Source organism: Ferrovibrio sp. (genome assembly GCF_965278975.1).
In the GTDB taxonomy this organism is placed as follows: domain Bacteria; phylum Pseudomonadota; class Alphaproteobacteria; order Ferrovibrionales; family Ferrovibrionaceae; genus Ferrovibrio.
Map to the genome: position 1 here is coordinate 1954077 of NZ_OZ257126.1, position 12485 is coordinate 1966561.

Here is a 12485-nt window from a genome sequence, read left to right on the forward strand (position 1 = left end):
AAAACCGACCCATGTGTGTCCACAATTGTGCCTCCCGCCACCACGCACGCAATGAGCGAGGCGGCGGGACGCACTCTCGTCAGGCAGCCGAGATGCCGCCGTTGACGCTGATGGTCTGGCCGGTGAGCCGCGCCGCTGCCGGGCTGGAGAGGAATAACACCAGGGCGGCGAGATCTTCGGGCACCACCACGCCCAGCTTGGCCAGGTTCTCCGCCTTGGCAAACAGCTTGCCGGCGAAGGCATCCTGCATCAGCGCATCATAGAGCGGCGTATCGCGCACGATGCTCGGCGTAAGGCAATTGACGCGGATTCCGCTGCGTTTCGCCTCGATGGCCAGGGCGCGGCAGAACATCACGATTGCCGCCATGGCGGCGCCGATGCAGACCTCGCCCGGGGTCGCCACCTTCGCCGCATCGGAAGCGATGCAGATGATGTTGCCGGAACGCTGCGCCATCATGGCCGGCAAGGCGGCGCGCACCGGCAGCAGCACGCTGGCGGACGTGCCGCCGATGATGCGAGGCAACTCGGCCAGGGGCGTTTCATGCAGCAGGCGCGGCATCGGGTCGCCGCCGGCGCAGCTCAGCAGGGTGTCGATACGCCCAAAAGCATCCAGGCAGGCCTGAACTGCTGCCTCGGCGCCATCCGGCTGGCCGAGATCGGCGGCAAAGAATCGGATATCGGCACCTGGGAATTCCGCCGCCAGGGCGGCCTGGGCGGCGGTGCCGCGTGCCGGCTTACGGCCCACCAGCATGATTTTTTTCGTTCCGGCGCTCAGCAGCGCCCGCGCGCTGGCCAGGCCGATGCCTGCCGTTCCACCGCAGAGCAGGGCTGTTTCATCCCGGTTATTCGCCATTTTCTGATTCGCGTGCATCGATTTCCTCCTGATTAATTTTGTGTATGTGAACATACAGTAACTAAAGTTTCTAGTGTTGCATTCTTAGTTCCGACATGTAACTATCGGGACGAATCAGGCAAGATGGCGCTTTAGACAGCTATTCACCCTGGTTCGGAGGAAAGATGACCAAGTGGGCTAATGCGGTGCCGAGCCGCGCCGAGCAGACCGACATCAAGCGGAAAGCAATCATCCGCGAGGCCGCCCGTGTGTTTAACCGCCGCGGCAGCCACGGCACGACGCTGGACGATGTCGCCGAGCGCCTGGGTGTCACCAAGACCGCCCTCTACCGCTATGTGAACAACAAGAACGACCTGCTCTGCGCCTGCCATGAAGAGGCGATGGAGATCGCCAATGAGCATCTCGCCATCGGTATGCGCGAAGGCCGCAACGGGCTTGAGAAAATCCGCATCGGCATGACCGGCTACCTGCGCACCGTGATCAGCGACATGGGCGTGCCCGTGCTGATCCTGGAAGAGAACGCGCTGGCCGAAGGCACCGCCGGCCCGATCATCGCGCTACGCGATGCGTACGAAAAGCAGATGCGCGACCTGGTCGAGGAAGGCATCCGCGATGGCAGCATCCTGCCGGTGAACCCGAAGATGGCGGTGTTCATGCTGCTGGGTGCCGTGCACTGGGTCACCAAGTGGTATTCGCCCGAAGGTCCCTGGACCGCCGATCAGGCTTCCGAGGCCCTGGTCGAGCTGGCGCTCCGCGCCTTCACCGCCAATCCCGCGCCGGCCCTGCAGGCCGAGCTGCATCAGGTTCTCACTCCCTTCACGTTAGCGAGCACAAGAGGCGACTAGATGAATTTCGAACTCACGCAGGATCAGCAGAATCTGCAGGCCAAGGTCAGGGAATTCGCCCAGGCGGAAATCGCGCCGCGGGCCGAGGAACTGGACCGCACCGGGGAATTCCCCGCCGACCTGTTCAAGAAGCTTGGCGATCTTGGCGTGATGTCGATTCCGTTCCCCGAAGACCTCGGCGGCATGGGGCTTGGCGTGTTCGATGCGGTTCTGGCGCTTGAGGAAGTGGCGCGCGCGGATCAGTCGCTGGCCGTCTCGGCCATGGTCAGCATGGCCACCGGTCTCACGCTGGCGCGCTTCGGCACCCGCGAGCAGGCGGAAAAGTGGCTGCCCGAAATCGTCACCGGCCAGCGCATGTGCGCCATTGCCGGCACCGAGCCGGATGCAGGCAGCGATACTGCGGGCTTCAAAACCCGTGCGCGCGAGCTGTCCGGCAACCGCTGGATGATCAACGGCGAGAAAGCCTATATCACCAATGCCGGCACCGATCTTTCGCTGTTCACCCTGCTGCTGACGGTGAGCAGCCCGGCTGATGCCGCCACCAAGAATTACACCCTGTTCATGGTGCCCAACGATACGCCCGGCTACACGCGCGGCCCGAAATACCGCAAGATGGGCTGGCGTTCCTCCGATACCCGCCCGCTCTATTTCAGCGATTGTGAACTCAGCGGCGATTACGTTGTCGGCCAGCCGCATAAGGGCCGCTTCGTGCTGCACAAGGGCTATCAGGCGGCCCGGCTTTTCCTTTCCACCTGTTCGCTTGGCCTGGCCCAGGCCTGCCTCGATCACTCGATCAAGTATGCCCAGACGCGCCAGGCGTTCGGCGGCCCGATCGGCAAGCTGCAGATGATCCAGGACATGGTGGCGGAAATGGCGCTGCTGGTGGATTCGGCCCGTCTCGTCACCTACCGCGCCGCCTGGGGTGTCGATAACGGCCACCACAATCTGATGGACCTCTCGATGGCGAAGTACCATGCCACCGAGGCCGGTTCAAAATGCGCCAACCTGGCAGTGCAGATTCATGGCGGCTGGGGCTTCATGGATGATTGCCCGGTATCGCGCTATATGCGCGACAACCGCGTCTGCACCATCGGCGATGGCAGCTCGCAGATTCAGAAATTGCTGATCGCCCGCGAATGCGGCCTGGATGTCAGTTTCGGCTGATGTCTACCGCCCTCGCAGATAGCGACCTCGTTCTCGAGGCGCGCGATCTGAACCTGCGCTTTGGCGCCGTCGAGGCGCTGAAGCAGGTCTCGATCCGTGTCCGTCCGCGCGAGATCCACGCCATCATCGGCCCGAACGGCGCCGGCAAATCGAGCCTGCTCAACTGCCTGTCCGGTTTCTACCGGCCGCAGACCGGCGCGGTGCATTTCCAGGGCCGGGATATCACCGGTCTGGTGCCGAACCGCCGTGCCGCCGCCGGCATCGGCCGCACCTTCCAGGGTATCCAGACCTATCCCAGCATGACGGCGCGGGAAAACATCCTCACCGGGTTTCATAACCGTATGCGCACCGGCCTGCTCGATGCCCTGCTCTACTGGGGCCGGGTATCGCGCGAGGAAGCCGATTACGCCGCCAAGGCCGAGGAGATCATCGAGTTCCTGGAACTCGAAGAACTGCGCCATGCCCCGGTCGGCGACATGAGCTACGGCCTGCGCAAGCGCGTCGATCTTGGCCGTGCTATCGCGCTCGACCCCAAGGTGCTGATCATGGATGAGCCGATGGCCGGCATGAACCCGGAAGAGAAGGGCGATCTCGCCCGCTACATCCTGGATATCCGCGATGCCCGCGCCATCCCCATCGTGCTGGTGGAGCATGACATGGAAGTGGTGATGGATATTTCCGACACCATCACGGTGATCGATTTTGGCCGCGTCATCGCCGTCGGTACGCCGGCGGAAGTGCGCCGCGACCCGGCAGTGATCGCCGCCTATCTGGGGAAGGAATAGCGATGCCGAGTTTGCGCGCCACCCCGGTGAACGACAGCCGCAATGCCGCCGGCCGCACCCTGCCGCAATTACTGCGGGATCGTGCCAGGGAATTCGCCGCCAAGCCGGCAATCCGCAGCAAGCGTGCCGGCATCTGGCGTCAGCATGATTGGGCTGAGGTGAACCGCCGCGTGCGGCTTTATGCCCGTGGCCTGGCCGGCAGCGGCTTGCAGCGCGGCGAAGTGCTGGCGCTGGTTTCGGAGAATATGGAAGAGCAGTTCCTGCTCGAACTTGCCGCCCATTGCCTCGGTGCCCGCACGGTTTCCGCCTATCCCGATGCTTCCGTGGATGAACTCGGCTATCTGCTGGAGCATGCCGAAGCCGCCATGGTGGTGGGCGAGGACCAGGAGCAGGTCGACAAGATTCTGGCCATCCTGCCGCGCGCTCCGGCGATCCGCGCCATTTTCCATATCGATGGCCGTGGCCTGTGGGAGTATCGCCAGGAACAGTTGCATCCGCTGGATATCCTGCTGGAGCGCGGCGCCGCGCATCGCGACGATGCCTGGCTCGATACCGAGATCGACCTCGGCCGGCAGGACGATGTGGCGGTCTATTGCTACACGTCGGGCACCACCGGCAGGCCGAAAGGCGCGATGCTGTCACATGCCTTCATCCTGGATAACGCCTTCCGTCTGATGGGCACGCTCGGCACTGAGACGGGCGCTCGCTACCTTTCGTATATTTCGCCGGCCTGGGCCGCCGAGCAGTATTTCGGCATCGGCCTGGCGCTGCTGGCGCCGATGACACTGTATTACGCCGAGAAGCCGGAAACCGTGCAGAGCGATCTGCGCGAAACCGGGCCGCATTACCTGATGTTCACCCCGCGGCAATGGGAAATGCTCGCCTCCAGTGTCGAGGCCCGCATGATGGATGCCGGCGCACTGCGCCGCTCGCTGTTTGCCTGGGGCGTGGCGCAGGGGCGCAAGCGCGCCATGGGCACGGGCAATTGGCTGGATAAACTGCTGCTGGCGCCACTGGCCGATCTGCTCATTCTGCGCGGCGTGCGCGATTTGCTCGGCCTTTCGGAAGTGCGCGGCGTGTTGAGTGGCGGCTCCGGCCTTTCGGCGGAATTGTTCATGCGTTTCCACGCTTTCGGCGTGCCGCTGGGCAATCTCTATGGGTCCACTGAACTGGGCCTGGTTTCGGCGCATCGCCGGGCTGCGCATTACCGGCCTGAGACCATGGGCGAACTGATGCCTTCTGATCCCAGCATCGCCGAGCCGATGGAAGCCTGGGTGGATGAGCAGGATCAGCTTCGCCTGCGTCTGCCGGCTTTCTCCGGCTATCTCAAGAATGAAGGCGCGACCCAGGAACTGGGCAGCGTCGAGGGTGGCTTTGCCACCGGCGATGCCGTGCGGCTGGATGAACGCGGGCAGCTTATTTTCCTCGACCGCCTGAAGGACATGCGCCGCCTGCGCAGCGGCCAGGCCTATCCGCCGCAATTCATCGAGAACCACCTGCGCGCAGCGTCGATGATCCGCGATGCCATCGTGATCGGCGATGCCGAACGCGATTTTGTCACCGCGCTGGTGAATATCGACAGTGAAATTGCCGGTCGCTTCGCCGAACTGAAGGGCCTAGCCTACGGCACCTTCACCGAACTGAGCCAGTTGCCGGAAATCCGCGCCGAGATCGCCGCGATCATCACCGGCGTCAATCGCCTGGTGGCGCCGGGCGCGCGGGTGACACGCTTCGCCACGTTGCCGAAGGAACTGGATGCCGACGAGTCCGAACTGACGCGGTCGCGCAAGCTGCGCCGCGAGGCAATTCATGAGCGTTACGACAACCTGATCGAGTCGCTGTATCAGGGTGCCAGTCACTGCGACAGCGAAATACAGGTCAAATATCAGGATGGCAGCGTCAGCCGTCTGCGCGCCCGGGTGGCGGTGAATGTGGTGGAGGCAATGCCATGATCAAATTCCTCCAGGTGCTGATCGACGGCACCTTGGTCGGCCTGGTCTATGGCCTGGTGGCGATCTCTTTCGTGGTGATCTACCGCGCCTCGAAGATCGTCAACCTGTCCCAGGGCGAAGTGCTGGTCTTCGGCGCACTGTTCCTGTGGACCTTCACCCTCGGCATGAAGACCATTGGTTTTAATGTGCCACTCTGGCTTGGACTGCTGATCACCATCGGCGCCTGCATCGCCTTCGGCTTGCTGCTGGAACGCTTCGTGTTCCGGCCACTGATCGGCCAGCCGGCCTTCGCCATCTTCATGGCCAGCATTGCCTTGCTGGTGATGCTGCGCGGCACGGCGCAGCTTGTGTGGACTGCGGAAACGCGGCCGTTTCCAGCTTTCCTGCCCGGTGGCGCCTTGCAGCTTGGGCCCTTCGTGGTCACCACCAAGCTGCTGATCGGCGCCATCTTCACGGTGCTGCTCACCATCGGCCTGCATCTTTTCTTCACCCGCTCGCGGCGCGGTCTGCGTCTGGCGGCGGTGGCGGAAGATCACAATACCGCCCTGTCACTCGGTGTCTCGGTGCGCGGTGCCATTGCGGTTGCCTGGATCCTCGGCACCGTGGTCGCCACGTTCGGTGCCATCGTCTTCCTCTCCGGCCGGATCGTGTCGCTGGAAGTCGCAGCCATCGGTTTCAAGGCATTGCCGGTGGCTCTGCTCGGCGGCCTTGAATCGATCCGGGGGGCGCCACTGGCCGGCGTGCTGATCGGCGTCGGCGAGGCCGTGGCGATGACCTATCTCGACCCCCTTACCAATGGCGTTGCCTCCAACGTACTGCCCTTCGCGGTGATGATCGGCGTGCTGCTGATCCGTCCGCAGGGTCTGTTCGGCTGGAAGAAGATCGAGAGGCTCTGATCATGCTGCCGACCGGGATTCATTTCAGCTCCTATACCGGCGAAGCCGCGATCCTCAAGACCGCGCGTGCCAAGCTGGGGGTTGCCGCCCTGCTGCTTGCCCTGCTGGTCCTGCCGCTGCTTTCCGGCCCCTATATGGTCGGCATCGGCACACAGATGTTCATCACACTGATCGCCGTCTACGGCTTGCATGTCACCGTTGGCATGGCCGGGCAGATCAATATCGCGCAATCGGCTTTCGTCGGTGTCGGCGCCTTCGCTGCCGCCAAGCTCAGCAGCCTGGGCCTGCCGTTCTGGGCCGTGCTGCCGCTCAGCGCCATTATCACCGGCCTGGTCAGTGTGCTGTTCGCGCTGCCGGCGGCGCGAGTGAAAGGGTTTTACCTGGCGCTCACCACGCTCGCGGCCCAGGTGCTGTTCCCGATTGTGATTCTTGGCCTGCCGCAGGATTGGCTGGGCGGTCTGGTCGGCCTGCCGGTGCAGCCGCTCAGCATCGCCGGTTACAATATCGGCTCACCGAAGCAGTTCTACTATTTCACGCTGGTTCTGACACTGCTGTCGAGCTATGCGGTGTTCAACCTGCACCGCAGCCGCCTGGGCCGCGCCTTCAAGGCGGTGCGCGACAATGACGTGGCGGCGGAAGTGATGGGAATTCCGGTGCTGCGCTACAAGATCACGGCTTTCTTTGCCGGATCGCTGTTCGCCGGAATCGCTGGCGCCTGCACGGCGTGGTTCCTGCAATTCGTCACCATCGAAAGTTTCACGCTGTTTGCCTCGGTCTGGTATCTCGGCATGCTGATCGTCGGCGGCGTGCACAGCCCGGTGGGTGCCATCCTTGGCGTGGTGTTCATCACGCTGTTCCAGGAAGGGCTGCATGAAGTGGCCACCATGGTGATGCGCGGCCAGTCCCATGCCGTTGGCGGCGCCGTATTCGCCACCACCAATATCGTGCTCGGCGCCTGCATCCTGCTGGCGCTGATTTTCGAACCGCGCGGCTTGGCGCATCGCTGGTCGGTGCTCCGGGCTGCGTTCCAACTATGGCCGTTCCCACGCCAGTGAGCGCGGCACTAGAACGGGGGCCGCGGGCCTCTCAATAAAACAGGAGGAAACAATGGCGTTCAGGACCACTTTTGCTGCTGCGGCAATGCTGGCCGCGGTTTCACTGCCCGCCTATGCGGCGGAATACACCATGTCGGCCTCGGCCGATTTCTCCGGCCCCTTCGCCGACGTGATGCCGAATGCCATGTCCGGCATCGAAAGCGTCACTGCCTGGTGGAACAAGGAAGTCGGCACCAAGCTTGGCGTCAAGGTCAACATCAAGATCTACGACATGCGCTATGACGCTGCCGTGATCGCCCGCACCTGGCCAAGCATCCTGTCGCGCGACCAGCCGATCATGCATCTCGGCTTCGGCTCGCCCGATCTCACCACGCTGATGACCCGTCTGCCGAACGACAAGGTGCCGATGCTGATCGGCACTGCCATGGTCAGCATGGTGTGGAAGCCGCAGGGCTGGCATTTCTCGATCCGCCCGACCTACAGCCATGAATTCGCCGGTCTGCTGGATTACCTGCAGAAGAAGCAGGGCGGCAAGTTGAAGATCGGTGCGGTCTCGACCCAGACGGCGGCTGGCTTCGTCGATCAGGTCAAGGGCGTCGAAAAGCTCGCCGCCACTTATCCAGACCGCTTCGAGGTGGTGGATACGCAATGGGTTGCCGCCAGCCCGGTATCGATGACCAGCAATGTCCGCGCCATGCTTGAAAAGAAGCCGGATGTCATCCTGGTCGGCGGCACCACCGCGCAGGTCACGGCCACGGCGGCCGCCCTGGAAGAACTGAACGCCAAGGTGCCGATCATCAATTCGACCCATAACGGTCTCTCGGAAGTGGCCAAGGGCTATGACCTGAAGAAGATGAACGGCTCCTATTCGGCTTTCTCCTTCACGCCGGACAATCAGCCGAAGCTGCCGTTGCGCGATATCTATGAAGCCAACAAGGTCGGCAACGGCCAGTGGGGCATCATCACCACGCAATCGGCGGCCCAGGCCCTTTTGGCGCTCCGCGTGCTGGAAAAGGCTGTTGCCAAGGTCGGCAAGGACAAGGTGACCGGACAGGCGATGTATGACGCCCTGCTGGCCAACAAGTTCAGCGAGCAGGAATTGCTCGGCGTGCTGCCGGAGCTGGATTTCGACGACACGGCTCCGTTCCCGATCGGCGCCATCAAGGCCAAGGCCCAGGTGGTGGTGGATGGCAAGATCCAGCCGCTGACCGAGGAATGGCTGGCCGTGCCGGCCTTCGAGAAGTGGTGAGATGAAAATGGTGTTGCGCAGCATCCGGGAGACGCGGCCATGGGATTGACCCTGACCAATGTTGATGTCGTCTATGGTGGCGTCATCCAGGTGCTGCGCAGCGCCAATCTTGAAGTGCCTGACGGCAAGATGGTGGTTCTGCTTGGCTCCAATGGCGCCGGCAAGACCACCACACTGCGGGCAATTTCCGGCCTGCTGCATGCCGATCTGGGCGAGGTGACGGCCGGCGAAATCCTGTTCAACGGCGAAAGTATCACCAACCGAGACCCGATCTCGATTTTCGACAAGGGTATCGTGCAGGTGCTGGAAGGCCGCAAGGTGCTGGAGCACCTCACGGTCGAGCAGAATCTGCGCATCGGGGCGCATCGCCGCAGCGACTTGGCCGCCGTGAAGCGCGATCTTGAGCGCGTGTATCACTATTTCCCGCGCCTGCCGGATCTGCTGGGCCGTACCGCCGGCTATCTCTCCGGCGGCGAGATGCAGATGCTGCTGATCGGCCGCGCCCTGATGGCGGCGCCGAAGCTGCTGATCCTGGACGAACCTTCCATGGGCTTGGCGCCGATGCTGGTGGAGCAGCTTTTCGAGGTGATCGGCCGGATCAACCGCGAAGAGGGCATGACCGTGCTGCTGGTGGAGCAGAATGCCCGCGCCGCGATCAAGCAATGCGATTACGGCTATGTGATGGATGGTGGCCGCATCGTGCTGCATGGTACGCGCGCCCAGCTCGAGCAGAACCAGGATGTGCAGGAATTCTATCTCGGGCTTTCGATTGGCGAGGAACGGCGCAATTTCCGCGATGTGAAGCATTATCGCCGCCGCAAGCGCTGGCTGGGCTGATCATGGCCGATCGTTTCCACCGTATCCGCGAGGTTTATGCCGAGGCTTGCGCTCTGGCACCGGCTTTGTGTCGGCGCTTTGCGCAGGCTGGCATGGCGGCGGCTGATATCGTGGATGCGGCTGCGCTGGCGCGCCTGCCGGTGTTGAAGAAGGAAGCGCTGATGGCGGCGCAGCAGGCCGAGCCGCCTTTCGCCGGCTACCTTGCCTGCCGGCCCGAGGAGATCGCCCATATATATGTATCGCCGGGGCCGATCTTCGAACCGTCACTGGCGGCGGATGAGACCGGCCATGGCATGGACTATATGTTCCGCGCCGCCGGCATCGGGCCGGGCGACCTGGCGCTGAACAGCTGGGCCTATCATCTGGTGCCGGCCGGCCTGCTGTTCGATCAGGGCCTGCGCCATGTCGGTGCCGGGGTGATCCCGAGTGGCACCGGCAACAGCGAATTGCAGGCCAGCCTGCTGCTCAAGCTGCCGGTCACGGCTTTCCTCGGTTCCACGGCTTTCTTCCAGACCCTGATCGAGCGCCTGGAAAGCGAAGGCCATAAGCTGCCCGGCGCCTGGACGCTGCGCCATGCCTTCCTGGGCGGTGAATTCGGCGACTGGTCGGCTAGGCGCTGCCATCTGGAAGCAGCCTACGCGATCAAGATCTGGTCCTGCTACGGCACCGCCGATTTCGGCCTGATCGGCTACGAGGAAGCGGGCAAGGATGGCTATAGCATTCACCCGGACCGCTTCGTGCAGATCTGCGATCCGGAAAGCGGTGTGCCGCTACCACAAGGTCAGGCCGGCGAGATCGTGGTGACGACCCTGTCGCGCGGCTGGCCGATGATCCGCTTCGGCACCGGCGATGTTGCTTGTGCCACGGATATCGCCGCCGATGGCGGCACAGCTCGGATCAGCGCCCTGCAGGGCCGTGTCGGCCAGGCGGTGAAGGCGCGTGAAATTTTCATCTATCCGAGCCATGTCGAGGCCCTGCCGCGCCGTGTTGCCGGCATTGCGCGGGCTGCCGTGGAAGTGCGCCGCGAAGGCCATCGCGATGCCATCGCCGCGAAGATCGCCCTGGCCGATGCTGCGAGCGAGGCAGCCGTGGCGCCGGCCCTGCGGCAGGCTTTCGCCAGCCTGACGCGGTTGCAGCTCGATCATATCGAAATCGTCCCCAGCGATACCCTGCCCGCCGACGCGCCTCTGTTGCGCGATCTGCGGTATGCCTCCCCATGATTTCAGCACAAGAATAGGTCACACCATGGCCATCCTCCCCACTGCGATTGATACTGGTTCCGCCGCCTTCAAGGCTAACAAGGCCGTCTATGATGGCCTGCTCGGCACGCTCCGCGAACGCTATGCCTGGGCTTTGGCCGGTGGCGGCGAGGCGATGGTGACGCGCCATCGCGAGCGCGGCAAGATCATCGCGCGCGACCGCATCGACCTGCTGGTCGATCCGATGTCGCCGTTTCTTGAGCTTTCGCCGCTCGCCGCCTGGGGCCTCTACGACAACAAGGTGCCTGCCGCCGGTCTGGTCACCGGCATCGGCTGCATCCGTGGTACCATCTGCATGATCATCGCCAACGATGCCACCACCAAGGGCGGTTCGTTTTTCCGCGAAACCATCAAGAAGCATATCCGCGCCCAGGATATCGCCTTCGAGAACCGCCTGCCGATTGTCTATCTGGTCGATTGCGGCGGCGCAAACCTGTCGCAGGGCGATGAAGTATTCCCCGATCAAGACCATTTCGGCGGCGCCTTCTACCGGCAATGCCGCATGTCGGCTGCTGGCATCCCGCAGATTGCCGCCGTGTTCGGCGAATGTACGGCCGGCGGTGCCTATATCCCGGCCTTGTCTGATGAAGTGGTGATGGTGGCGGGCACCAGCAGCGTGCATCTCGGCGGCCCGCAGATCGTCAAGGCGGCGATCAAGGAGATCATCGACCGCGACAGCCTCGGCGGCGCGGAAATGCATTCCACGATTTCCGGTGTCTCGGATCATTTCGCCCGCGATGAACTGGAAGCCATCGCCAAGACCCGCGATATCGTTGCAGCGCTCAAGCGCGCGCAGACCATCCATGCCGTGGTGCAGCCAGCAAAAGCACCGCTCTATGACGCCGCCGATATTCCCGGCATCGTCGGTGCCGACCTGACCCGTCCGTTCGATCAGCGCGAGGTTATTGCGCGGCTGGTGGATGGCAGTGAATTCCATGAATTCAAGCCGCTCTATGGCAACACCCTGGTCTGCGGCTTTGCCCATATCCAGGGCCTGCCGGTCGGCATCATTGCCAATAACGGCGTGCTGTTCTCGGATTCGGCATTGAAAGGCGCGCATTTCATCGAACTCTGCGATCAGCGCCAGATCCCGCTGCTGTTTCTGCAGAATATCACTGGCTTCATGGTCGGTTCGGAAGCCGAGCGCGGCGGTATCGCCAAGAATTCCGCCAAGCTGGTCTATGCCGTGTCCAATGCCCGCGTCCCGCGCTACACCCTGGTCACCGGCGGTTCCTATGGCGCCGGAAATTACGGCATGAGTGGCCGTGGTTTCCGCCCGCGCTTCATGTTCATGTGGCCGAATGCCCGGCTCGGGACCATGAGTCCGGATGTCGGCAGTTCGGTGCTGATGGATCTGCGCCGCTCCAGCATCTCGCGCAATCCGGCCAGCGAGCAGGAACTGGCGGCCTATGAAGCCAAGCTGCGGCAGATGTTCGATGAGCAGTCCAATCCTTATTACTGCACGGCGCGGCTATGGGATGATGGCCTGATTGAGCCGCAGGATACCCGTGGCGTGCTCGGCCTCTGCCTCGCCATCGGTGCCATGCAGCCTCACGATACCGGCAATCGGCCGGTCTATCGGATGTGAGG

At 63.2% G+C, this 12485-nt stretch carries 11 protein-coding genes; 10 read left to right on the forward strand and 1 reads right to left on the reverse strand.

The window, feature by feature from the left end; genetic code table 11:
* Positions 1–79: 79 nt before the first annotated feature.
* Positions 80–871, reverse strand: coding sequence for an SDR family NAD(P)-dependent oxidoreductase (locus ACQY7X_RS09480; RefSeq protein WP_428249666.1), 792 nt, complete (start codon positions 869–871; stop codon positions 80–82).
* A gap of 146 nt (positions 872–1017) precedes the next feature.
* Between ACQY7X_RS09480 and ACQY7X_RS09485 the strand changes: the two genes are divergently transcribed.
* The 10 genes from ACQY7X_RS09485 to ACQY7X_RS09530 are packed head-to-tail and all read left to right on the forward strand — an operon-like array spanning position 1018 to position 12483.
* Positions 1018–1698 carry a TetR/AcrR family transcriptional regulator gene (locus ACQY7X_RS09485; protein WP_428249667.1) on the forward strand — a complete coding sequence of 227 codons (681 nt, stop codon included), beginning with the start codon at positions 1018–1020 and terminating at the stop codon, positions 1696–1698.
* Positions 1699–2862, forward strand: coding sequence for an acyl-CoA dehydrogenase family protein (locus ACQY7X_RS09490; protein WP_428249668.1), 1164 nt, complete (start codon positions 1699–1701; stop codon positions 2860–2862). It abuts the gene before it with no gap.
* Positions 2862–3647 (forward strand): ABC transporter ATP-binding protein, encoded by a 786-nt coding sequence (locus ACQY7X_RS09495; RefSeq protein ID WP_428249669.1) that lies wholly within the window; start codon positions 2862–2864, stop codon positions 3645–3647. Before ACQY7X_RS09490 ends, ACQY7X_RS09495 begins: the two co-directional genes overlap by 1 nt.
* A gap of 2 nt (positions 3648–3649) precedes the next feature.
* Positions 3650–5599 (forward strand): AMP-dependent synthetase/ligase, encoded by a 1950-nt coding sequence (locus tag ACQY7X_RS09500; RefSeq protein WP_428249670.1) that lies wholly within the window; start codon positions 3650–3652, stop codon positions 5597–5599.
* A complete protein-coding gene (locus ACQY7X_RS09505; RefSeq protein ID WP_428249671.1) occupies positions 5596–6495 on the forward strand; it encodes a branched-chain amino acid ABC transporter permease in 900 nt (299 codons plus the stop codon). The genes ACQY7X_RS09500 and ACQY7X_RS09505 overlap by 4 nt, the downstream gene beginning before the upstream one ends.
* A 2-nt stretch (positions 6496–6497) precedes the next feature.
* Positions 6498–7550 carry a branched-chain amino acid ABC transporter permease gene (locus ACQY7X_RS09510; protein WP_428249672.1) on the forward strand — a complete coding sequence of 351 codons (1053 nt, stop codon included), beginning with the start codon at positions 6498–6500 and terminating at the stop codon, positions 7548–7550.
* A gap of 52 nt (positions 7551–7602) precedes the next feature.
* Positions 7603–8799, forward strand: a complete 1197-nt coding sequence (locus ACQY7X_RS09515; protein ID WP_428249673.1) for an ABC transporter substrate-binding protein — start codon at positions 7603–7605, stop codon at positions 8797–8799.
* A gap of 39 nt (positions 8800–8838) precedes the next feature.
* A complete protein-coding gene (locus tag ACQY7X_RS09520) occupies positions 8839–9636 on the forward strand; it encodes an ABC transporter ATP-binding protein (RefSeq protein WP_428249674.1) in 798 nt (265 codons plus the stop codon).
* Between the two features lie 2 nt (positions 9637–9638).
* Entirely contained in the window at positions 9639–10856 is a 1218-nt protein-coding gene (locus tag ACQY7X_RS09525) for a phenylacetate--CoA ligase family protein (RefSeq protein WP_428249675.1), read from the forward strand.
* A gap of 25 nt (positions 10857–10881) precedes the next feature.
* Positions 10882–12483, forward strand: a complete 1602-nt coding sequence (locus tag ACQY7X_RS09530) for a carboxyl transferase domain-containing protein (protein WP_428249676.1) — start codon at positions 10882–10884, stop codon at positions 12481–12483.
* The last annotated feature ends 2 nt before the right edge of the window (positions 12484–12485 follow it).

Coding starts and splice junctions, on each gene's coding strand:
- ACQY7X_RS09495 (WP_428249669.1), top strand. CDS start 2,862: ATGTCTACCGCCCTCGCAGATAGCGACCTCGTTCTCGAGGCGCGCGAT.
- ACQY7X_RS09480 (WP_428249666.1), bottom strand. CDS start 871: ATGCACGCGAATCAGAAAATGGCGAATAACCGGGATGAAACAGCCCTG.
- ACQY7X_RS09515 (WP_428249673.1), top strand. CDS start 7,603: ATGGCGTTCAGGACCACTTTTGCTGCTGCGGCAATGCTGGCCGCGGTT.
- ACQY7X_RS09525 (WP_428249675.1), top strand. CDS start 9,639: ATGGCCGATCGTTTCCACCGTATCCGCGAGGTTTATGCCGAGGCTTGC.
- ACQY7X_RS09490 (WP_428249668.1), top strand. CDS start 1,699: ATGAATTTCGAACTCACGCAGGATCAGCAGAATCTGCAGGCCAAGGTC.
- ACQY7X_RS09500 (WP_428249670.1), top strand. CDS start 3,650: ATGCCGAGTTTGCGCGCCACCCCGGTGAACGACAGCCGCAATGCCGCC.
- ACQY7X_RS09510 (WP_428249672.1), top strand. CDS start 6,498: ATGCTGCCGACCGGGATTCATTTCAGCTCCTATACCGGCGAAGCCGCG.
- ACQY7X_RS09505 (WP_428249671.1), top strand. CDS start 5,596: ATGATCAAATTCCTCCAGGTGCTGATCGACGGCACCTTGGTCGGCCTG.
- ACQY7X_RS09520 (WP_428249674.1), top strand. CDS start 8,839: ATGGGATTGACCCTGACCAATGTTGATGTCGTCTATGGTGGCGTCATC.
- ACQY7X_RS09485 (WP_428249667.1), top strand. CDS start 1,018: ATGACCAAGTGGGCTAATGCGGTGCCGAGCCGCGCCGAGCAGACCGAC.
- ACQY7X_RS09530 (WP_428249676.1), top strand. CDS start 10,882: ATGGCCATCCTCCCCACTGCGATTGATACTGGTTCCGCCGCCTTCAAG.